The organism is Citrobacter sp. KH_055_1 (genome assembly GCF_057838705.1).
This window is the reverse complement of record NZ_CM174473.1, coordinates 3,724,949-3,747,769: the sequence shown is the minus strand read 5'-3', so window position 1 is coordinate 3,747,769 and position 22,821 is coordinate 3,724,949. Positions and strand designations below refer to the sequence as shown.

General features: G+C 51.8%; 19 protein-coding genes and 1 tRNA gene. 14 read left to right on the top strand and 6 right to left on the bottom strand.

Annotated features, from left to right (window positions below):
- The first annotated feature begins 2 nt into the window (after positions 1-2).
- The 8 genes from AC3ITF_RS17650 to dinB all read left to right on the top strand — a co-directional run bounded on the left by AC3ITF_RS17650 (position 3) and on the right by dinB (position 6,426).
- The gene (locus tag AC3ITF_RS17650; protein ID WP_117342043.1) at positions 3-320 is read left to right on the top strand and encodes a flagellar protein FliT; all 318 of its coding nucleotides are present in this window, start codon (positions 3-5) and stop codon (positions 318-320) included.
- Positions 317-1,498, top strand: coding sequence for a flagellar hook-length control protein FliK (locus AC3ITF_RS17645; RefSeq protein ID WP_489175892.1), 1,182 nt, complete (start codon positions 317-319; stop codon positions 1,496-1,498). Before AC3ITF_RS17650 ends, AC3ITF_RS17645 begins: the two co-directional genes overlap by 4 nt.
- 7 nt (positions 1,499-1,505) lie before the next feature.
- Positions 1,506-1,970 (top strand): flagellar basal body-associated FliL family protein, encoded by a 465-nt coding sequence (locus tag AC3ITF_RS17640; RefSeq protein WP_117342045.1) that lies wholly within the window; start codon positions 1,506-1,508, stop codon positions 1,968-1,970.
- Positions 1,971-1,990: 20 nt separating this feature from the next.
- The gene (locus tag AC3ITF_RS17635; RefSeq protein WP_146717491.1) at positions 1,991-2,707 is read left to right on the top strand and encodes a FliA/WhiG family RNA polymerase sigma factor; all 717 of its coding nucleotides are present in this window, start codon (positions 1,991-1,993) and stop codon (positions 2,705-2,707) included.
- A gap of 29 nt (positions 2,708-2,736) precedes the next feature.
- On the top strand, positions 2,737-3,600 hold the full coding sequence (gene motA, locus AC3ITF_RS17630) for a flagellar motor stator protein MotA (protein WP_117342047.1): 864 nt from the start codon (positions 2,737-2,739) through the stop codon (positions 3,598-3,600).
- Between the two features lie 2 nt (positions 3,601-3,602).
- Entirely contained in the window at positions 3,603-4,601 is a 999-nt protein-coding gene (lafU, locus tag AC3ITF_RS17625; protein ID WP_135912521.1) for a putative lateral flagellar export/assembly protein LafU, read from the top strand.
- Positions 4,602-4,658: 57 nt separating this feature from the next.
- Positions 4,659-5,306 carry a DNA primase gene (locus AC3ITF_RS17620; RefSeq protein WP_117342049.1) on the top strand — a complete coding sequence of 216 codons (648 nt, stop codon included), beginning with the start codon at positions 4,659-4,661 and terminating at the stop codon, positions 5,304-5,306.
- Positions 5,307-5,370: 64 nt separating this feature from the next.
- Positions 5,371-6,426 (top strand): DNA polymerase IV, encoded by a 1,056-nt coding sequence (gene dinB / locus AC3ITF_RS17615; protein ID WP_146717490.1) that lies wholly within the window; start codon positions 5,371-5,373, stop codon positions 6,424-6,426.
- Between the two features lie 103 nt (positions 6,427-6,529).
- Here dinB and pepD read toward each other — a convergent pair whose 3' ends face one another.
- Positions 6,530-7,987: a cytosol nonspecific dipeptidase gene (gene pepD, locus AC3ITF_RS17610; RefSeq protein ID WP_115259350.1), complete on the bottom strand. Its 1,458-nt coding sequence runs from the start codon at positions 7,985-7,987 to the stop codon at positions 6,530-6,532.
- A gap of 262 nt (positions 7,988-8,249) precedes the next feature.
- On the opposite strand from pepD, the gene gpt reads away from it, so the two are divergent.
- The 3 genes from gpt (at position 8,250) to crl (ending at position 10,511) form a co-directional block, all read left to right on the top strand.
- A complete protein-coding gene (gene gpt, locus AC3ITF_RS17605) occupies positions 8,250-8,708 on the top strand; it encodes a xanthine phosphoribosyltransferase (protein ID WP_115259349.1) in 459 nt (152 codons plus the stop codon).
- A gap of 99 nt (positions 8,709-8,807) precedes the next feature.
- Positions 8,808-10,052: an esterase FrsA gene (gene frsA, locus AC3ITF_RS17600; RefSeq protein ID WP_489175891.1), complete on the top strand. Its 1,245-nt coding sequence runs from the start codon at positions 8,808-8,810 to the stop codon at positions 10,050-10,052.
- Positions 10,053-10,109: 57 nt separating this feature from the next.
- Entirely contained in the window at positions 10,110-10,511 is a 402-nt protein-coding gene (crl, locus tag AC3ITF_RS17595; RefSeq protein WP_096758190.1) for a sigma factor-binding protein Crl, read from the top strand.
- Positions 10,512-10,567: 56 nt separating this feature from the next.
- Here the strand turns inward: crl and phoE are convergent, their stop codons facing one another.
- On the bottom strand, positions 10,568-11,623 hold the full coding sequence (gene phoE, locus AC3ITF_RS17590; protein ID WP_117342053.1) for a phosphoporin PhoE: 1,056 nt from the start codon (positions 11,621-11,623) through the stop codon (positions 10,568-10,570).
- 288 nt (positions 11,624-11,911) lie between these two features.
- Between phoE and proB the strand changes: the two genes are divergently transcribed.
- The 3 genes from proB to AC3ITF_RS17575 all read left to right on the top strand — a co-directional run bounded on the left by proB (position 11,912) and on the right by AC3ITF_RS17575 (position 14,470).
- Positions 11,912-13,015: a glutamate 5-kinase gene (proB, locus tag AC3ITF_RS17585; RefSeq protein WP_096758188.1), complete on the top strand. Its 1,104-nt coding sequence runs from the start codon at positions 11,912-11,914 to the stop codon at positions 13,013-13,015.
- A gap of 11 nt (positions 13,016-13,026) precedes the next feature.
- A complete protein-coding gene (gene proA, locus AC3ITF_RS17580) occupies positions 13,027-14,280 on the top strand; it encodes a glutamate-5-semialdehyde dehydrogenase (protein WP_096758187.1) in 1,254 nt (417 codons plus the stop codon).
- A gap of 114 nt (positions 14,281-14,394) precedes the next feature.
- Positions 14,395-14,470, top strand: a tRNA-Thr gene (locus tag AC3ITF_RS17575).
- Between the two features lie 156 nt (positions 14,471-14,626).
- Here AC3ITF_RS17575 and zorD read toward each other — a convergent pair.
- The 4 genes from zorD to zorA1 are packed head-to-tail and all read right to left on the bottom strand — an operon-like array spanning position 14,627 to position 22,491.
- Positions 14,627-17,869, bottom strand: a complete 3,243-nt coding sequence (zorD, locus tag AC3ITF_RS17570) for a type I Zorya anti-phage system protein ZorD (protein ID WP_146717488.1) — start codon at positions 17,867-17,869, stop codon at positions 14,627-14,629.
- A complete protein-coding gene (gene zorC / locus AC3ITF_RS17565; protein WP_489176454.1) occupies positions 17,869-19,551 on the bottom strand; it encodes a type I Zorya anti-phage system protein ZorC in 1,683 nt (560 codons plus the stop codon). The genes zorD and zorC overlap by 1 nt, the downstream gene beginning before the upstream one ends.
- Positions 19,548-20,288, bottom strand: a complete 741-nt coding sequence (zorB1, locus tag AC3ITF_RS17560) for a type I Zorya anti-phage system protein ZorB1 (RefSeq protein ID WP_146717487.1) — start codon at positions 20,286-20,288, stop codon at positions 19,548-19,550. The genes zorC and zorB1 overlap by 4 nt, the downstream gene beginning before the upstream one ends.
- A 13-nt stretch (positions 20,289-20,301) precedes the next feature.
- Positions 20,302-22,491 (bottom strand): type I Zorya anti-phage system protein ZorA1, encoded by a 2,190-nt coding sequence (gene zorA1, locus AC3ITF_RS17555; RefSeq protein ID WP_146717486.1) that lies wholly within the window; start codon positions 22,489-22,491, stop codon positions 20,302-20,304.
- Between the last annotated feature and the right edge of the window lie 330 nt (positions 22,492-22,821).

Here is a 22,821-nt window from a genome sequence, read left to right as displayed (position 1 = left end):
CAATGGACAGACACGGCCAGCAGCAACAGCTTTTCGCCCTGATCGACGCGATGAACGAATCTCTGGATCAGCAGCGCTGGCGACGATTGCCCGCGCAGCATCAGCAGTTGATGCGTTTATTTCATGAATATGAAGTCGCAGAGACGTCAGCAGAAGAGTTGCGGAAGGTAAAAGCGACATTGCGCACCGGGTTTGCCGCCCTCATTGAACGGCGGACCCGGCGTGCAGAAATCTTGAAAGCGCGTATGGATACGCATCAGCGAAATCAGGAAGGCGTGCTGGCGTATTCAATGGTTAATATTATTTCGGAGAAGGCATGAACCCTGTATTGCTGGCCACGGCCAGTGCGTTGACCGATGCCACGCCGGAAAACGCCACGATTTCAGCACCGGTGGCAGCCGAAAGCGGTGGGGCGTTTACCTTGCCACAAATGGCGCTAAACGCGGTGGCTGAACGTATCCATAGTGCGAAAACCAACCAGCAGCAATCATCAGCGGCACAAAAGCACGATAACGATCCGGCGGCGATGCAGGCGTTGATGGCGCTTTTTCTGGCCCAACCGGTGCAGTCAGCGGTGTCTGCTGGTTTGCAAAAACAACCGGATGGTGATGCGTTGAAAGCGCTGATCGCGGCACGGTCCGCAAACCCAGGGTCACCGGCCCTGCGTCAGTTGTCGAGCGCGGTAGAACAGAAGGCCAATGGCACGACGCCAGCCCAGTTGGATGCGGCGGATTTGTCGTCGCTACCGGCAAAATTACAGAGTGCGCTGTCGGCATTGACGCAGCAGGCGACGGCAGGGCAATCGGCCACACCTGAGCAACAGGCGAAACTGGCGACCTTTTCGGCGCAGGATTTACGCGCCATTGCACCCCAGCAGCCGACGCTGTCGACTTCTCAGCAAATTACCGCGCGAGTGAAAGAGACTGAAAGTCACGTTGCCCCGCGCCCGCTGGTGGTGAAAAAGAACGCCGCCCTTAACGTGACCCAGCCGGCAGTAGCTCAAAACCTGGTCAACGTGGCGGTACAAGGTAATCAGTCGGTTAGTGCGATAGCGGATACGAGCGCAATCACCACGCACACCGCGCAGCCGGTGGAGATGTCGCCTGATGAACTCGGTGAAAAACTGACGGCGCTACTGAAAGACCGGATCCAATTCCAGCTCGGCCAGCAGCAGCAAGTGTCTACCATCCGTCTTGACCCACCTTCGCTTGGCAAACTGGAAATTGCCGTACAGCTGGATGCGGGAAAACTCATGGTGCACATCGGCGCAAACCAAAGCGATGTTTGCCGTTCGCTGCAGCAATTTAGCGAGAACTTACGCCAGCATCTGACGGCGCAGAACTTCATGGAGGTCAATGTTCAGGTCTCCTCCGAGGGGCAATCGCAGCAGCAACAACAACAGCAGTCTGGTCATCAACAGGACGAGGTGACATCGGCATTAATGCTTAATGACGAGCCTCAATTTCAACGGAATGAATCCGTTCTGATCAAAGTGTAAAAGCCAAATGAAGAAAATCGTGATAGCGAGTGTAATTAGCTCTGTCCTGGCCCTCGTCGTGGGTGGCGGGGCTGGATGGGGGATGTACCATTTCGTCGGAAATGGAAAACCTGCGGCAGCCGCGCATACTGATGCCGTGGAATCAATGGATGAAAGTAACAGCCTGTTTGTTTCGTTGCAGGAGACGATTGTCACCCTGCACGATAATGAAGGTGCCGATCACTATATGTCAGCGGAATTAGTGCTGGTTGTCGCCACTGAAAAAGAATCGGAGAAAATAAAACAGCAAGAGCCGCTGTATCAGAGCATTGCCGTTGAGCGACTGTCTGAAATGAAATATGAAGAAGTTCGCGCGATGAAAATATCGCAAATAAGGGCGTTAATCGCTGAATCGTTGAAGGAAGAATTAAAGAATCGAAAAATAGCCGCACCGTATAAAGATATATTGGTGAAAAAAGTCGTGTTCCAGTAAGCGATGAGTCAGGAATTTAAATGATGCAAGACGCTTACGAGTCAGAGGAATTCAGCGCGACACCGGTGCTCACCCCACAGCAAGAGAGTCATTATTTACAGGCTTATCTTCCGTTGGTGCGCAAAGTCGTGCGCCAACTCGCGCCGCAATGTACCTGCGTAATGGACCGGCAGGACATGGAGCAAACGGCGCTGATGGGATTGCTGAATGCGATTCGCCGCTACGGCCTGCCCGATGAAGGCTTTGCGGGGTACGCTGTACACCGCATTCGCGGGGCTATTCTGGATGAATTGCGCAGTCTTGACTGGCGGCCGCGCCAGTTACGGCAGAAATATCATCAAATTAAGGATGTGATTCGTGAAGCGCGCACAAAACTCGGACACGAACCCACCCGGGAGGAGCTTTCGCAATGGGGGCTATCGTCTGAGGATTACCTGGAATTTCAACAGCTGGAAGGGGCCGAAACGCTGGCCAGCCTGGATGAGTTACTGAATGGCGACCTGCCAATTGCACCGCTTGAAGGGCGGGGGCTGGAAGAACAATTTGTGACGCAAGAGATGCTGAGCTATGCCCTCGGTCAACTCAGTGAAAAAGAGGGCCTCGTGCTCTCCATGTATTACCAACACGATATGAATTTAAAAGAGATTGCGCTGGTGTTAGGCGTAACTGAAGCCAGAATTTGTCAAATGAATAAAAAAATCACGCACAAAATTCGTGATTGTTTATATCAAGATTAACAATTTCGAATTGAAATGCGGAGAAGTGAATGCAAAAGATTTTAGGTTTGTTGGTGGTTATTGGCTGTGTTTTTGGCGGCTATTTTGAAGCGGGTGGACAATTAATTGCCATCTGGCAGCCTGCTGAAATTGTTATTATTCTCGGCGCCGGATTTGGCGCCATGATTATCGGCAACCCGAAGCACGTGCTGAAAGAGATCGGCCATCAGTTGAAAGGTGTCCTCAGCAAGAAACAGCTGGGGCCAGAGTTTCAGCGCCAACTATTAATGTGCCTGTTTGAACTGCTGGAGCTGGTACAAAACGGCGGCTTACGCATGTTGGATCAGCACATTGAAAAACCGGCTGAAAGTACCATTTTCCAAAAGTACCCGCTGGTGCTGACTCAAGAGCGACTGGTGACCTTTATCGCTGATAACTTCCGCCTGATGGCAATGGGCAAAATTGACGCCCACGAACTGGAAGGGATCCTCGATCAGGAACTGGATACCGTAGAAGAAGAGCTGTTGACACCGTCTCGTTCATTACAGCGTACGGCTGAAGCTATGCCGGGATTCGGTATTTGCGCTGCGGTACTTGGCATCATTATTACCATGCAATCTATTGATGGCTCCATTGCACTGATCGGCCTGAAAGTAGCAGCGGCGCTGGTAGGGACCTTCCTGGGGGTATTTATCTGCTACTGCCTGATGGATCCGCTGGCGAACTCGATGGAGCAACAGGCGCGTGCGGAACATTCTCTGCTGGAATGTGTGCGTACTGTGCTGGTGGCGCATGCTGGCGGTAAGCCAACGCTGCTGGCGGTGGATGCAGGACGTAAACTTCTGCATCTGGCATCTAAACCAACGTTTGCCAATCTGGACGCGTGGGTGAATGCGATGCTGGAGCAGGAATAAGCATGAGGAAGGCGCCAAATCGTCGCGACCGTGGTGCGAAGACCACCATTATTCGGCGACAAATTAAAAAGAATCATGCAGGTCATCATGGCGGTGCGTGGAAGGTGGCATTTGCCGACTTTACGCTGGCGATGATGGCGCTGTTTATGACGCTGTGGATTGTCAACAGCGTCAGTAAATCCGATCGCGAAAATATCGTTGCGGCGCTGCACGGCCAGTCCATCTTCAACGGGGGAGGGCTCGCACCGTTAAATAAAATTGGCAAACAGCCGATTGCACCGGGGGCCAGCAGTAAAAATGTCACTCGCAGCAAGTCAGATAAACAAGCGCTACCGCAGGAAACGGCTAAAGTGACGGAAGAAACGGCCAAAAAAGTCATGGATGTGAATGAGAAGACGGCGTTGCTGAAGAAAAAGTCCGCGACTGAACTGGGAGAGCTGGCGACTAACATCAACACCATCGCTCGCAATGCGCATATGGAAACTAACCTGGAGATGGAGATCGTCCCTCAAGGGTTACGCGTGCTGATTAAAGATGACCAGAACCGCAATATGTTTGAACGCGGTAGCGCGCGGATCATGCCTTTCTTCCGATCGTTACTGGTTGAACTGGCACCGGTTTTTGACACGCTGGACAATAAGATCATCATCACCGGTCACACAGATGCGATGGGCTATAAAAATAATATTTATAACAACTGGAATCTGTCTGGTGACAGGGCGCTCTCCGCCCGCCGCGTGCTGGAAGAAGCGGGGATGCCGCAGGATAAAGTCATGCAGGTCAGCGCCATGGCGGACCAGATGCTGCTGGATGCGAAAAATCCAGAGAGCGCGGGTAACCGCCGCATTGAGATTATGGTGTTAACGCAAAGTGCATCCGACACGCTGTATCAATACTTTGGCCAGCACGGCGAGAAGGTCGTGCAGCCGTTGGTGGATAAGCTGGATAAACAAAAGCAGGTGACTTCCTTACGTCAACCCCCCGTTGTTGTGCCTCATTAATTCTGTTCTCTCGTCCCCCACGCAACGTGGGGGCATATTATTGCTAAGGAAGGTAATGTGATAGCTGTAACTCAAATTATTCCACTGAATATTCAATCAGATAATGTTACAGATGTGGCCTGTCAGGGCGCGCATTTCGATAATGTATCAGGGATCTGGTACACCGAGCCTGATGGGCTAAAGGAGGGGCTTTTGGACTATGCCTACACTATGGATAGTTACAACATCATAGCGCCCTACTATCTGGTCATTACCTCAAAGATGCACTGCTGGAACTGCCATCAAATCACCCGAATCCATGGGGTTATGTTTACCCGTTATATTAAAAAAATACAGGATGGTGAAGGCTGGCTGTCCGTCAGGCGGAATACGTTTCTGTTCCATATTAATGCGCTGCCAGAAGAGATAATGAAGAACATCAAGGCCAGCAATTACTACCTGGATAAGAGTAAAACCACCGGACTACGCTACTGGATGAACCATTGTGAAATTTGCGGCGAGCGTTTGGGAGACTATGAACTTTTCTGCGTTGAAAATGATGCCTTTCGCCGGATGACCATTGAAAATCTGCTTAAGGCGAATGTGCGAAAAGTGAATAAGCTGTTTGTCAGTACGGCGGGTAACCCTGCAGAGCATGCGTCAAAAGAGGTTGTGCGTTATCTGTGTGATGCCCGTTTCGTCATGAATGGACCCGCAGTACCGTAATACGTGTTCAGACTTCTCATTACATAAAGATACTGTATACTTAAACAGTGTTATGGGAGGGGCGATGCGTAAAATTATACATGTCGATATGGACTGCTTTTTCGCGGCGGTGGAAATGCGTGATAACCCCGCGCTGCGTGATATCCCGATCGCTATCGGTGGCAGCCGTGAACGCCGGGGGGTGATCAGCACCGCCAATTACCCGGCGCGGAAATTTGGCGTACGCAGCGCGATGCCCACGGGGATGGCGCTAAAACTGTGCCCGCATCTCACCTTATTACCCGGTCGTTATGAGGCGTATAAAGAAGCGTCTCGCCAGATTCAGGCGATCTTCGCACGCTACACCTCGCTTATCGAACCCCTTTCGCTGGATGAAGCCTATCTGGACGTCACCGACAGCACGCACTGTCACGGATCGGCCACACTGATTGCCCAGCAAATTCGCCAGACGATTTTTGACGAGCTACAGCTCACCGCCTCCGCGGGGATTGCACCGGTCAAGTTTCTGGCCAAGATCGCCTCCGATCTCAATAAGCCCAACGGGCAATATGTGATCACACCGGATGATGTGCCGGAATTTATCAGAACGCTCCCGCTGGGGAAAATCCCCGGCGTCGGCAAAGTTTCCGCCGCCAAGCTGGAATCCATGGGATTACGTACCTGTGAAGATATACAACAGTGCGACCTGGCGATATTGCTTAAGCGTTTTGGTAAATTTGGTCGCGTGCTGTGGGAGCGCAGCCAGGGTATTGACGAGCGGGATGTGAATAACGACAGAATGCGCAAATCCGTCGGTGTTGAACGCACGCTGGCAGAGGATATTCATGAGTGGTCAGAATGTGAGGCGATTATCGAGCGGCTTTATCCGGAGCTGGAGCGGCGTCTGGCAAAGGTAAAACCGGATTTATGTATTGCTCGCCAGGGCATTAAATTAAAGTTTAATGACTTTCAGCAGACCACTCAGGAGCACGTTTGGCCGCGCTTAAGTAAAGACGATTTGATTACCACGGCGCGCAAAACCTGGGATGAGCGTCGGGGAGGACGTGGGGTCAGGCTGGTGGGATTACACGTCACGCTGCTGGATCCACAGCTGGAGAGGCAGTTGGTACTGGGGCTTTGAGTTGGATGTATTGCCGGATAGCGGCATAAATACCTTATCCGGCTTACCTACGCGATCGTAGGCCGGATAAGCAGCAGCGCCATCCGGCATTTATTGCAGGGACTTACTTCGCCGGAATAGACTTCAGCAGTTCAGTCAGTAGCGTCCAGTAATGGCCAACGCTTTCGATATGAACCTGCTCATCCGGGGAGTGCGGACCTGTGATGGTTGGCCCGATGGAAACCATGTCCATTTCCGGATACGGCTTCTTAAACAGACCGCATTCCAGACCCGCGTGGATAATCTGGATGTTTGGCGTCTTGTTGAACAGACGCTGATAGGTTTCGCGCACCAGGTGCATGACCGGCGAGTTCGCGTCCGGCTGCCAGCCCGGATACGCGCCTTTGGCTTCGGTTTTAGCGCCTGCCAGCTTGCCCAGAGAATCCAGCATGCTCACCACATAGTCTTTACCGCTGTCGATCAGCGAGCGAACCAGGCAGTGAATCTGCACGTTGTCGTCAGTCATGGTGACAACACCGACGTTCAGGGAGGTTTCCACCACGCCTTTTGCCACGTCTGAATTGCGGATCACGCCGTTTGGTGTCGCGTTCAGCAGACGAACAAAGGTATCGCGGGACTGAGCGGTCAGTGCGGCTTTGTCGTTAGTGACGGTATCCAGCAGCAGTGCCAGATTTTTCTCTTTTGCTGCCAGCTCGTTTTTCAGGATTTCCTGGTAAGTGCTGACCAGCGCTTTTAACGCATCGACTTTATCTGCGGCAACAGCAAGGGTAGCAAAGGCTTCACGTGGGATCGCGTTACGCAGCGTACCACCGTTGAAATCAACCAGACGCAGATCCAGTTCTTCAGCGTGGCCAGCCAGGAAGCGTACCAGCAGCTTGTTGGCATTACCGAGGCCAACATGGATTTCGCCGCCGGAGTGACCGCCTTTCAGGCCTTTCAGCGTCAGCTTAAAGGTCTGGAAACCTGCAGGAATGGCTTCACGAGACAGCGGCAGATTGGCGGTGAAGTCGATCCCCCCCGCGCAACCCATGTAGATCTCACCTTCTTCTTCGGAGTCGGTGTTGATCAGAATATCTGCCTGCAGCCAGTTAGCCTGCAGACCAAACGCACCGTCCATGCCCGCTTCTTCGGTCATGGTCAGCAGAACTTCCAGCGGGCCGTGAACCACGCTGTCATCCGCCAGAACGGCCAGCGCAGAGGCCATACCGATACCGTTATCCGCACCCAGCGTGGTGCCACGGGCTTTCACCCATTCGCCGTCAATATAAGGCTGGATCGGATCTTTGGTGAAGTCGTGAACGGTATCGTTGTTTTTTTGCGGCACCATATCCAGGTGCGCCTGCAGAACAACCGGCTTGCGGTTTTCCATTCCTGCGGTAGCGGGTTTGCGAATCAGGATATTACCCACCTGATCGCGCTCGACGTGGAAACCTTTCTCTTGGGCCCAACTCAGAATATGTTCAGCGAGTTGCTCTTCATGGTAGGACGGATGAGGAATAGAACAGATTTTGGCAAAAATATCCCACAGCGGTTGCGGGGATAATTGAGACAGTTCAGACACGTTGAGTCTCCTTGGCGATGCCCTGCAAAATTGACTTACAGGCCACGGGGTTAGCAGAATTAAAAACACCACAAGTCAGGCTTGCGCGATGCAATTGAGAATACCACTTTCTCTGCTCACGGCTAGCAAAAAGCATGCAAAAAGAGGCCTGGATTCCGCTTAACACTGGTTTTTAGCGCGTCAGATCTCTATAATCTCGCGCAACCTATTTCCCCCTCGAACACTTTTTAAGCCGTAGATAAACAGGCTGGGACAACTTCACATGAGCGAAAAATACGTCGTCACCTGGGACATGTTGCAGATCCATGCACGTAAACTGGCAAGCCGCTTGATGCCTTCTGAACAATGGAAAGGCATCATTGCCGTTAGCCGTGGTGGTCTGGTGCCAGGCGCGCTGCTGGCGCGTGAATTGGGTATTCGTCATGTCGATACCGTATGCATCTCCAGCTACGATCACGACAATCAGCGCGAACTGACCGTTCTGAAACGTGCCGAAGGTGACGGTGAAGGTTTCATCGTAATCGATGACCTGGTTGACACCGGTGGTACCGCGGTTGCGATTCGCGAAATGTACCCTAAAGCGCATTTCGTCACCATCTTCGCTAAACCGGCAGGCCGTCCGCTGGTGAATGATTATGTTGTTGATATCCCTCAGGATACCTGGATCGAGCAGCCGTGGGATATGGGCGTCGTGTTCGTCCCGCCGATTTCAGGCCGCTAATCTAAATCGTTTTCAACGCCTGGCTATGCCGGGCGTTGTTCTTTTTGTGCCGTGTCAGGTTACACTATGCCTTAGTGAGTACTCATGGAGGCCGTAATTATGTCACAGGCTAACCTCAGCGAAGTCCTGTTTAAACCCCGCTTCAAACACCCTGAAACGTCAACGCTGGTTCGTCGATTTAATCACGGCGCGCAGCCGTCTGTGCAATCTGCCCTGGATGGCACAACCATCCCGCACTGGTACCGCATGGTGAATCGCCTGATGTGGATCTGGCGCGGCGTCGATCCGCGCGAAATCCTTGAGGTGCAGGCGCGTATCGTCATGAGCGAAGCAGAGCGTACAGATAAAGAGCTCTATGACACGGTTATTGGCTATCGTGGCGGGAACTGGATCTACGAGTGGGCGAAGCAGGCGATGGACTGGCAACAGAAGGCCATGGCAGAACAGGACCCACAAGTTAGCGGACGCCACTGGCTGCACGCCTCTACGCTGTACAACATTGCGGCGTATCCGCATCTGAAAGGCGACGAGCTGGCTGAACAGGCGCAGGCCCTGGCGAATCGCGCGTATGAAGAGGCGGCTCAGCGCTTGCCCGGTAAGCTGCGCGAACTGGAATTCACGGTTCCCGGCGGTGCGCCGATCACCGGTTTTTTGCATATGCCAAAAGGTGACGGCCCGTTCCCGACGGTGCTGATGTGCGGGGGGCTGGATTCCATGCAAACGGATTACTACACCCTGTATGAACGCTATTTTGCCCCGCGTGGTATTGCCATGCTGACGCTGGACATGCCTTCGGTCGGGTTTTCGTCGAAATGGAAACTGACCCAGGATTCCAGCCTGCTGCATCAGCACGTATTAAAAGCACTGCCCAACATTCCCTGGGTCGATCACACCCGCGTCGCGGCATTTGGTTTTCGCTTTGGCGCCAACGTGGCGGTACGGTTGGCGTATCTCGAATCTTCGCGCCTGAAAGCGGTGGCGTGTCTGGGGCCGGTAGTGCATGCGCTGCTCAGCGACCCGCAGCGGCAGGCAAGCGTCCCGGAAATGTATCTTGATGTACTGGCCAGCCGTCTGGGTATGCACGACGCCTCCGATGACGCGCTGCGTGTCGAGCTCAATCGCTATTCATTAAAGGTACAAGGCCTGCTGGGCCGACGTTGTCCAACGCCGATGCTGTCGGGCTTCTGGAAAAACGATCCGTTTAGTCCGGAAGAGGAGTCCCGCTTAATCACATCGTCATCCTCTGACGGTAAGCTAATGGAGATCCCGTTCAACCCGGTGTATCGCAATTTTGATAAAGCGCTGCAAGAAATAACCGGATGGATCAATCAGAGATTGTGTTAATAGATTGCTAAATTTTATTGATTTGGTAAAACAGTTGCTTCACCTAAGGAGATCGCAATGACGTTACCGAGTGGACACCCGAAAAGCAGATTGATCAAGAAATTCACCGCGCTTGGCCCCTACATCCGGGAAGGGCAGTGCGAAGATAATCGATTTTTTTTCGATTGTCTGGCTGTTTGCGTCAACGTGAAACCCGCGCCGGAGAAGCGTGAATTCTGGGGCTGGTGGATGGAGTTAGAAGCACAGGAAAAACGCTTCACGTACAGCTACCAGTTTGGTTTGTTTGATCAAGACGGCAACTGGACCGCCGTGCCCATCAAAGAGACTGAAGTGGTAGATCGACTGGAGTACACCTTACGTGAGTTCCATGAAAAATTGCGTGGGTTGCTAACGTCGCTGAATCTGGCGCTGGAACCTGCGGACGACTTTAAAGATCAGCCGGTTAAATTAACGGCATAGTGAACAGCAAAATGCCGGATGGCGGCGCAACCCCATCCGGCATTTTTTATGTTAGATCAGAACTGGTAGGTCATCCCCACTGCGACGATATCATCATTGTTGATGGCCAGCTTATTATCGCTATCCAGCTGGTTGATTTTATAATCAACAAATGCTGACATATTCTTGTTGAAATAATAGGTCGCGCCAACGTCGATATAATTCACCAGATCTTCATTACCGATACCTTCAATATCTTTGCCTTTCGACAGCACATATCCCAGGGACGGACGCAGACCAAAATCAAACTGGTACTGAACCACTGCTTCGACGTTCTGTGTTTTATTGGCGAAGCCACCGGATATAGGCGTCATTTTGCGCGTTTCAGAGTACATCGTGGCAATATAAATATCGTTGGCATCGTATTTTAAACCGGTTGCCCAGGCTTCGGCTTTATCGCCCGCGCCACGGTTTTGCAGATTCTGCTGATTGGTACGATCGGAATTGGTATAGGCGCCGCTGATGGCGAAATCGCTGCCGCCAAAGTCATAGGTCACCGACGTACCAAAACCGTCGCCATTCTGTTTTTTCACATCGCGGTCTTCGTTTTTACCCTGGTATTGCAAGGTGAGATCCAGGCCATCAACGACGCCGAAGAAGTCGGTGTTACGGTACGTCGCCAGACCGCTGGCGCGTTTGGTCATGAAGTTATCGGTCTGCGCGGAAGAGTCCCCGCCGAACTCCGGGAACATATCGGTCCACGCTTCAACGTCGTACAGCGCACCCAGGTTACGACCGTAGTCGAAGGAACCGAGGTTTTTCAATTTCAGACCCGCGAAGGCCAGACGTGTTTTTTGCTGGTTAGAATCGCTTTCAGCTTTATTGCCTGCGAACTCTGCTTCCCAACGACCATAACCGGTCAGCTGATCGTTAATTTGAGTTTCACCTTTAAAACCAAAACGGATATAGCTTTGGTCGCCGTCTTTGCTGTCATTATCGGTCATGTAGTGCATGGCTTTAACTTTGCCGTACACATCCAGTTTATTTCCGTTCTTATTATACACTTCCGCTGCCTGTACGGATGCCGATGCCATAATACCCATCACCACTAATGCCAGAGTGCTCTTTTTCATTTTCATTCCTGATTTAAAGTACGCGCGAATATTTACTGGGTGTGTTCCCCGTTCAAAGACAGGAGGGTTTTTAACGTCTGGCAATGAACGTTTTATGACAAAGTAAGAATATTTTTAAAAAAGAATGTTTATTTGTTTCTGTCATAAAAACGTCAAAACTTGCCGCTACGCTTGCTGATCCTGCGCAATAAAATTTCATGCTTTGTGCGCTGGCTGTTGGCAACCGGGGCCAGTCCTGCTAAAACGTTCGTTTGATATCATTTCCCCAATCTTGAATGGCAGAGAATCATGAGTGACAGCCAGACGCTGGTGGTAAAACTAGGCACCAGTGTGCTAACGGGCGGATCGCGCCGCCTGAACCGTGCCCACATCGTAGAACTGGTCCGCCAGTGCGCGCAGCTCCATGCCGCAGGGCATCGCATTGTTATTGTTACCTCGGGCGCGATTGCCGCCGGGCGTGAGCATCTTGGTTACCCTGAACTCCCGGCAACTATCGCCTCTAAACAGCTGCTGGCGGCGGTAGGGCAGAGCCGACTGATTCAACTCTGGGAACAGCTGTTCTCCATTTATGGCATTCATGTCGGGCAGATGCTGCTGACGCGTGCGGATATGGAAGACAGAGAACGTTTCCTTAACGCTCGCGACACGTTACGTGCGCTGCTGGATAACAACATCGTTCCTGTCATCAATGAGAACGACGCGGTGGCAACCGCCGAAATCAAAGTCGGTGATAACGACAACCTGTCGGCGCTGGCGGCGATTCTGGCCGGGGCCGATAAGCTGCTGCTGCTCACCGATCAGCAGGGCCTGTTCACCGCTGACCCGCGTACCAATCCGCAGGCTGAGCTGATTAAAGATGTCTACGGGATTGATGACGCGCTGCGGTCTATCGCCGGAGACAGCGTCTCTGGCCTCGGCACCGGCGGTATGGGCACCAAACTGCAGGCGGCAGACGTGGCCTGCCGCGCCGGTATCGACACCATTATTGCCGCAGGCAGCAAGCCTGGCGTGATTGGTGATGTAATGGAAGGCGTGTCCGTGGGGACGCGTTTTCATGCTCAGGCTTCTCCGCTGGAGAACCGCAAACGCTGGATCTTCGGCGCACCGCCCGCCGGGGAAATCACCGTCGATGAAGGCGCAACCTCAGCCATTCTGGAACGCGGCAGTTCGTTATTGCCCAAAGGCATTAAAAGCGTGACAGGCAACTTCTCTCGTGGTGAAGTGATTCGTATCTGCAATCTTGAAGGGCGCGATATTGCCCACGGCGTCACTCGCTATAACAGCGACGCGCTGCGCCGTATTGCCGGACACCACTCTCAACAGATTGACGCGATCCTCGGCTATGAATATGGCCCGGTTGCCGTCCATCGCGATGACATGATCACCCGTTAAGGAGCAGGCATATGCTGGAACAAATGGGCATTGCTGCCAAAGCAGCGTCGTATAAGCTGGCGCTACTCTCCAGCCGCGAAAAAAACCGTGTGCTGGAAAAGATTGCCGATGAACTGGAAGCACAAACCGAAAGCATCCTCAGCGCTAACGCACAAGACGTTGAGCAGGCGCGGGAAAACGGTCTGAGTGAAGCAATGCTTGACCGTCTGGCGCTGACCCCGGCACGTTTGAAAGCCATCGCCGACGACGTACGTCAGGTGTGCAACCTCGCCGACCCGGTCGGGCAGGTGATTGACGGCGGTCTGCTGGATAGCGGCCTGCGTCTGGAGCGTCGTCGCGTCCCGCTGGGCGTGATTGGCGTGATTTATGAAGCGCGTCCTAACGTCACCGTTGATGTCGCCTCCCTGTGCCTGAAAACCGGCAATGCGGCGATCCTGCGCGGGGGCAAAGAGACGTACCGGACAAATGCGGCAACTGTGGCAGTGATTCAGCAGGCGCTGGAGGCCTGTGGTTTACCGGCGGCCGCCGTGCAGTCGATTGATAATCCGGACCGCGCACTGGTCAGCGAAATGCTGCGCATGGATAAGTACATCGATATGCTGATCCCGCGCGGCGGCGCTGGCCTGCACAAACTGTGTCGCGAACAGTCGACTATTCCGGTGATCACTGGCGGTATTGGTGTTTGTCATATCTATGTGGATGAAAGCGCAGATATCATCGCCGCACTCCGGATTATCGTTAACGCCAAAACCCAACGCCCGAGCACCTGTAATACCGTCGAGACGCTGCTGGTGCACCAGAATATCGCCGGACGCTTCCTGCCCGTGCTGAGCCAGCAGATGGCGCAAAGCGGCGTCACGCTGCATGCTGATGAGGCCGCGCTGACTCAATTGCAGGCCGGTCCGGCCAACGTGGTGGCGGTAAAAGCACAAGAGTACGACGATGAGTTTCTGTCGCTGGATCTGAACGTAAAAATTGTCAGCGACCTGGATGAGGCCATCGGCCATATTCGCGAACATGGCACCCAGCATTCCGATGCGATCCTGACGCGCGATATGCACAACGCCAACCGCTTCGTTAACGAGGTGGATTCGTCTGCGGTGTACGTTAACGCCTCCACCCGTTTTACCGACGGCGGCCAGTTTGGACTGGGTGCGGAAGTGGCAGTCAGTACGCAGAAATTACACGCACGCGGACCGATGGGGCTGGAAGCACTGACCACGTACAAGTGGATCGGCTTCGGTGACGACACGATTCGTGCGTAATTGAAACCGGGTGATGCAAAAATAGGCGTTTGATTCGCAAGGCCATTGACGCGTCGCCCGGTTAGTTTTAACCTTCTACCCCGTGTTCACAATCGTGGGCATGTCTTTATCAGTGCCGATATAGCTCAGTTGGTAGAGCAGCGCATTCGTAATGCGAAGGTCGTAGGTTCGACTCCTATTATCGGCACCATTTCAAACTCTTCTCAAGTCTATTGAAATCAACTAAAAGCCCGTATACTGCGGTTTACGGCCCGTATCTTATCTCCTGTTATCAACTGGACTCAACCGAAATCAAGTCGCAGTTGGGGGCATAAGTGGGGGCATTCTGTGTTCGGTCCTTGATCAGTTATGTCCCTTTTAAAATGTTCTCAAAATCAGCGCTGCTTAGATCCGGTGTAGAGCACAACATATCTCTGGCCAATGTCCGTCTCCGCTGAAGGAGTTCGTCCAGCGTTTCTTCAAACGTCGTGATTTCAGAGTCCATTACCGTCGGATAATACACATACACATCCTTTGTCTGGCCGATACGGTAAGCGCGGTCAGTTGCCTGATCTTCTTTTGCCGGATTCCAGCAGCGGGTGAAATGAATAACGTGGTTCGCTTTCTGCACGTTAACCCCAAATCCAACTGCGACGGTAGAGAGAATAATCACGCCAAAGCCGGGTTGGGACTGGAAATCATCAATCAATCGCTGGCGGCTATTCTGGCTATGACTTTTAGTACTGGTGTCGCCGTTGATGATCACCGGACGGAAACCGAATCGCTGTTGAATAGCATGCTGTATCTCGCGCTGGAGATCGCGCAGTTCAGTAAAGATGATTACTTTGTCTTTGCTGGTGTGCTTAATTTCATCCAGCGTTTTCAACATCCAGTTTAGCTTTGGCGACCCTTCCCGATATCGAGGCTCAGGGTTAACGACTGCCGGGTGCGCACAAATCAGTTTAAGACGATGTAATAACCCCAGCATCCCCGCGCCTGCTTGCTGCATTCCTTCACTAAGTGCCTGCTGTTGCTGCCAGTTGGCTATCGAAGAAAGATACAGTTGCTTTTGAGGGCCAGAAAGCGGCAGTTGTTTACAGCTGACGACTTCGATTTTTTGCGGTAAATCACGCGCAACCTCTTCTTTAGTCCGGCGTAATGTCTGTGGTTCAATCAACGTTCGTAAACTTTCAAGCTGCCCTGTGTCCCGACCCGCTTCGTTCTCTATCGGGCGAACATAGTGTTTGCCAAATTCATTGAGTGCGCCTAAGAGGCCCGGCTGAGCGAAATCAAAGAGGCTCCACAGGTCTACAAGCGTGTTTTCGACAGGCGTGCCGGTACATGCCACTTTGAATCTTGCTTGTATCGCATTGGCTGCATGAGTGATTAATGCCGCCGGGTTCTTTATTTTTTGTGCCTCGTCGCAGACCATGATGGACCATGACTGGCGTGCCAGGGAGAACTCCTGATCGCGAAGCGTTTCGTAGGTTGTCAGAATGATTTTCGCCTCACCCTGCCAGCCGGGTTTGAGCAAATTTTTGATCCCCTGAGACTGTAGATGAGCAGGAATAGCTTGTTTCGGGTATTTCACCGCTTTGATAGTGTCGCCATACAATTTCATCACCGAAATCCCGGAGGTGTAGAAGAAATTGTCGAGTTCACGCTCCCAGTTATCCAAAAGAGAGACGGGGGCAACGATGAGACTTGGTGGCTCGTCAGGGAATTTTTCAATGAACCACACCAGGAAGCTCAGGATCTGTAGCGTTTTCCCCAGCCCCATATCATCCGCGAGCAGGCAACCTGCAGTTTCCTGAGGTGAACGAAGGAAAAGCTGCTGAAGCCAGGCCACACCTTCACGCTGGTGGTCTTTGAGTCGGATGTGCTCTTTCAGGCTCAGTGGAATTTCAGGTTCAGCATGGCGTGCATTGAGGAGTGAATTTCGGCGCTGTTTAATGTAAACCGCTTCTTCAATATTCTGTTCAATTTTGAGCACTGCCCGGGCTGCTTTTTCAGCAACATTGCTCTCTGATTCATGTGCTGAATTTTGCTGTTTTTCCCAGTTCTTACTGAAGGTTTTCGCCGCATCCAGTGGCAGTTCAGAGTCGTTCCAGGGAGAGATGATATGCGTTTCGCCAGTTGCTTCTGCCTGGGTAATTCTCTCCTGCAGTTCATCGAAATGCTCTAGGTTATCAGGTTGCCAGCCATCCAGTGTTTCTACCGAAAATTCGGAGAAGTCGATGCCATCAGGGAGCCAGTTTTCGCTTTGCGCCTTGGTCAGCCAGGGAGAGGATATTTTTTCGAACTCACCGATGCCAATGACGCGATCGCCATATTTACCAAGATCCAGGACATCGTTAAATTCGTTACCTTCGGCTTCCTGTTGCCAACGCAACAGCAGCGACTGGCAATCATGCCATTGCTGTTCAGTGAATTGACTCAATTCCAGCTCGTATCCCTGCCAGGAACCTGCTGGCATATGCGCGGCAACGCTGATCCCCACTGCCTGTACAAATTTATCCAGCTCCCAAGGGGTGGAAAAAAGGAAGGTGACTTCCGGTTGTGGTACTGGCGAGACGGGCTCCAGAACCAACGTAATATCCTCTATCTTGTTCTCATCATTTACACGGGGCTGAAGTCTGAAATGATGGAAGAAAATATGGGCATCAAACAGTGCCTGCTCATGTTCCTCGGGGGCAATAACACTGGCGGCATCTTCACCCAGGAAAGTATAGGGATTGCGAACAAAGGAAAGTGCTTCACTTCCGGCAACCCGGCGGCCAGGAATTGAGTGTATTGAATTCAGGACTTCTTTTACTTCGGGTGGGATGATGACATGGCTGAGTTCGCCGTTCTCCCCGGGAATGCGATAGCTATCGTGGACCTGTGAGTTCTTGTCAAAACTGCCCAGCCAGTTAGCGGGTTGGTCTTCGAAGTGTGGCTCAATCTCGATAACGGCAGTATCAGCAATCGTTGCCTTACGCAGGCGTAACGACAATGAAGTGGGTTTGATGACGTGCGTTTTTTCTAAATAATCATCAAATTTTGCAGCGGCCTGTTTCGCGCATTTGCGAATTGTGGCCCATCCCAGCTGGTTAGTGGTTTCGCCGGGAGACTGTAATTGCTGCGCACTGAGTTGCTCGGTTGCCTGCAAGAGCGCCCAGTTTTCTCGTGATAACAGATACTGCTGATTTTCATAAGTAAAAATTGCGCCGGTACGGCTAAGACGGATCGATTTACGCGTGGGACACGTAACCCATTCAGTAATCCAGACGCGGAAATCATTATCGCTTAGCGCTCCTCGAGAACTCAAACTTGCACGTAGGGGCAAAACCTCAGGCACGCCAATCAAAGGCAGACTGCTGGCATGTTCTTCATCTTCCAGTAGGCGATACAGCGACTCCCAGCTCAGCAACCATCGGTCTGTGAGTGATATCAGATAGTCTTCTTCCGCCAGTTGCTCAAGCCAGGATGCCAGCGCCCAAAGCCCCGGGTCATCAACCAACGAGTGCGGAAAACTAAGCCCGTTTTCTTCAGCCTGGTACTGATTCTTCAGGTGGTGTTCTATCTGCTGACGGTCACCCGTCAGCTTACTTAACAGACGTTTCAGCATTATTTGATCCAGTAGCGATGCGGTTCTTTAGTTACGGGAGCGAAGCCGAGTCGGAGTAACTCTCTTTCCGTTGTGTCATCCGGTGCTTTGAGCTGTATAGACAGCACGCCACCTTTTTGTCGGTTATCGCTGACGATGCATGCGGTGTTTTCAACCAGGCGCTGTATTGCTGTATCCCGCAATGGATTGATGATTTTGATGTCAGATACCGGGGCGGGTGAGGGCGCTTTTTTATCAACAAATTTGACGGGCTCTTCAGCCATCCAGCGGATACCCAACTGACGCAGTTCATCGTCGTATTTCAGCATCCAGCCGGTGATCTGGGTCTTGTTGTACCCTTCTGCTCGTGGAGTATGTGGAAGACGAAGAACATTACGGTATTTGTCTTTTAATTGGATATTGATATCCAATGAGTGTGACTCTGGGTTAAATGGAGCCTGGCCCACTCGATAGGCATACATCGCGTTCCCCGTTCCGGAAAACTCAACGAAAATGTAATCGTTAATCTGCATGATCATGGCGTTGTCGAAACTACGCCCACCGCGCAGATGACTTAGCCTCCCACGATTCTCCTCGCGGAATTTCACAAAATCGCTATCGCGATCGTGCCAAGCGTCTGGTCCCATCACGATGCGGGTGAACCCCATCTGATTCGCAAAACGCAGCCAATAGTGCAGTCGTGCCTGATCGACATCGCCATTGCCGCGAAGCAGTTCAAAGAAGTGCATCAGGTCCTGTTTTGCTAACCAGCCACGCACCATTGCCGCGACAGGTTCAGAAACATACTGATGCCACTTGTTCTGTTGGCTTTTCAACTGCGGGTTATCCCAGTATTCCAGTGCGGCCTGTTTCAGGGCGGAATGCGCCTGGTCGCGATAGGTAGAATGATAGTAACGGGTCAGTGTCGCCGTCATAATGTCATCACGAAAACGTACCCACTGCGCCGCCAAGCCTAATAGCCAACTGATTTTGTCCAGATATTGAGGATCGTCCAGAGTATCAAGCTGCGCCAGCAACACCGTGAAAATACGCTTCCACAACCAGCTGCTATCGGGGATTTGCGCTATTTTTTCTAATGATGATAAAGAGTTACTCTCACCAGAAAGGAGCTGCTGGGATATCACACCGCCAGCCTGAGACGTAAAAATGTCGTGATAAAACTCAATGGTTTTCATCCACGACTTTTCTCTGCGGATAGCGGCTTTTACCACGGGATACCCCCTGGCGATATGACCACGCAGTACACACCAGTGCGGGTTTATTTCTGGCGATTCGTGTTTGTAGGCAAAATAACTTGAACAAAGTGCTGCCCAGTCCTTGCGTTTTAGTGTCTTGGATTCAATCTGTTTTTTGATAGCACTGTCGACATGGGGGAAGAATGTATCATCCTCCAGTAATACTGGCCGGTCAGGGTAGAGCGGATCGGTATCGGCGAGGCCATAAAACACCATCCGCCATTCACGTTCAGTCAGTTCTTCCGCAAGACGAAAACGACGCAGGGCTGCCAACCGCATTTCATGTGGAGGCATGGGAATTTTCTCTGCTTTATCAAATCGCTTTTCCATCTCACGGCTAGCAGAAGCCAGCGCGTGGAAATCATTGCGCAGATAATGGTCCTCTTGCTGGCTGGAAGAGAGCTTCGCTGCAATACGTTGTGATAAAGAATTGAGCGCGGGCGTCATTGCGGCATTACCAACTGGCAAACTTCTTTATTAACGACCGGAGGGAAATCTACCTCTTCGGCCCCATCACGTTTATCCTTAAGCCCAAAGAACTGCATACGTAACTCGACGCGGCGGCTGGCCTCTTTACTCTCTTTCGCGTTGTTAAACGAGACTCCCCCTGCCAGGAAAAGCTTACGAATTTGGATCTGCTGCTCCGCAGAGATGCTGCTTTGCAACGGGCTACGGCTATCGAGCAAACTACACATCACCCACTCAGAGCGCTGCAGGGAGAGATGTAAATTGTAAAGGTAGGAGCCATCGGTGTCGGTAAAACCTTCAATGACGATTTGCTTAAACCACTTTTTACCCTCTTCACTGTCAGAGGCCTCCAGCACCAGCGGAACGACATCCTGCAATGCTTTTTGCCCTTCTGCATTCAGGAAAAATTGGTTGTGATCGAAACGCCCAGCCTCACCAAAACTGATACGGTTATCGTGGCAATCCACCACGATGGTTTTATTTACACTGCGGGCATGCAGCTCCAGGCGCTCACACAATCGGGAGATATCCTGCCCTCTGACTTTTTCCCCTTGCTCTGCACGTTGGATACGCTGCGTCACGGAACTCAGTGAAGCCACCATGACGACTAAAAATAGCACCATCATGGCGGTCATCAGATCCGCGTAGGAAATCCAAAAGGGTTTCTCTGCTTCATCACCGCGGCGTTTTCTAACGCCAAATGCATTACCAAACATCAGCCGTCACCCCTCAGGCACGAACGCGTGACAGAATATCGTCAAGCTCACTGACGCTTTCTCCGATCTGTTCTACAGAGCCTGCAAGCAGATTAGAGGCTTTCGCCATTTCGACGTCCAGTTTGCCCAGGGTCTTATCCAGGCTGCGAGAAACACCTTCTGAGAAGTCTTCAAACCCTTTTCCGAGCACGTCACTGACATTCTCCATAAAGGTCTGCGCTTCACGGTTATAGCTTTGCAAGCGCTCCCCATGCTGCTTAAGATCGTTGATGAACTGGCTGCGGGTGGTTTGTTCAGACTGGGTATTTGCTGCGAGCACTTCCAGCATGGCAATGGATTTGCTAACGGCTTCCCGATTATTACGGTAATCCGCCACCACAGACGTGAGTTCGCTGGTGGCAAGGGAGAGCGATGATCCCGCCGATTGGGCTTTATTCAGTACGTCAGCCGTGAGGTGATTCGCTTCCGATACCTTATCGCCTGCATGCTCAAAACGCTCGGCGGCAACACGCATTTTTTCCGCGCCGTTTTGCATATCCTGAATCTGTCGGTTGGTCTGTTCTGCGAGTTTGTTCAGTGTTTCAGTCGTGCCCTGATGCTGACTGGCTACCGTTTCAATCAGCTGTTTGATCTGACCGTCTACCTCACTCATCACCTGCTGCGTCTGTTCGTGCAGGGACTGCTGGTTAGCCTGCTGGTTCGCTGATATCTGTTGCTGACCCTTATCAATCTGACCAAACAGACTGCCCAACTGATCCCCGAGTGCTTCGACAGAGGCCGCCATTTTTTCCATTGTGGCACTTTGGCCTTGCTGTACTGAATTCTGAATGGCTTCAATAAAGGCGGACATATGTTCTGCCTGAGCTTTTTCTCGCGCTTCGCTGTCGGCAAACATTTTCTCAAGCTGGCGTGCCATACGTTCACCGGCGCCTTCTCCTTCAGCACCAATTTTTGCGACGGATGCCTGAAGGCTACTGAGCATGTCATTCATGCCAGCCTGCATGGCCTGTTGGCCTGATTTCATTTCAGAGAGCAGTTGTTCAATCAGTTGTGCGCTGCCCTGTCGGGAGTCATCGCTGACCTGACGCATATCCTGTAGCAGAGTGGCGAACCCGCTTTGCATCGTCTGGATAGCACCTACGGTTTGCCCCATCATTTCGTTGAGATTCGTAAATTGCTGGCCGAAGGTGGTATCAAGCTTCGCCATAAATGCGGTCAGAACATCCTGCAGCATGTTCTGTACCATGCCGCTTTGATCGCCGCTGGCGGTCTGAACCGCCCCAGCAATTTTATCCAGTGGTGACTTGAGGCTGTTCTCGATTGCGCCGCTCACCTGGTCAGCAAACTGTGCGCCTGATTCGCGATAGGTGTTGCTCAATGTATTCGCGAGGCGTTCATTCTCAACTTTCTGGCTTTCAGCGAGATGCAGCAGCATATCGCGAAGATCGGTGACGAGGCTCTCTTTGAGATGGCGAGCCTGAGTGGCGCTTTCGTTACTGGACTTCACCAGTGAGGCCAGGTATTCCTCGCCAACGCCGCTGATATAGAGCTTGTCGATGGAGGCGGTAAACTTTTCCAGATACTTATAGCATTTGGCTATGGACAGTTTTTCCAGCCAGGTGACCAAAATGGAGGCGAAAATAGCTACGGCTGAACCGAGGAATGCATATAACACATCGCGCAGTAAATTATTGACGCTGCTGGTGACCTGCTCTGGGGTGCCTGGGTCGAAGTGATTCAAGCCAATCATCAGGCCGTAAAACGTGCCGATAATCCCCACACCGGTCAGAATACCGGGCAAGTGTTTGAAGAATTCAGTATTTAGCGGAATATCAACTAACTGTTGCTCAGAGAAGAAGCTCGAGCTTGGCGCAGTGGCGCGAATACGGACGATTTTTTCTTCCCCGCCTTCCAGCTCGCGTTGTGGGTGTAACGACTCTTCAAACTCATTCCACGCGTGCTTGAGTTCAGGGCTCTTAAACAGATTCTGTAAATGCTCTAACTGAGCCTCTGGGGCGCTGCTCTCAATACTATTAATTGATTGGGTATATTTTTTCAGGCTGTTAACAATTTTAATGGCCCGAAACAAATAAAAGAAAATAAAGCAGGCAACGGCCAGGCTCACGATACTGATTACAGTGAAGGGCACATTATGGGGATCCACAGATGTAAGCGTCACTAAGAAGGAATTTAGCCAGGACATATTTTTACCCGTTGAATATATTAATCAGCATTCAAATTACCATCGACAACATTTTGATTACTTTTAATCAATGTTTATATGTTGTGATAGCCATCGCCGCGCCGTGACCTGCAAAACACCCCAGCCGTTCAGGGGATGAACGGTGATATCAAAGTGCATAAAAAGGAATGGCAGGCTAGTTTCCTATTATTTACTGCTCAAATGCAAATTTCTTTACGTTGTGTCGTTTGTAATCATTGTCGTTCCGGGTATCATTTTGCGAACTGCATTCCAAAAATGAATATGCGATAAGGCATTTGTGCACTTTCGCTGCGATCGACCTCGAGGATT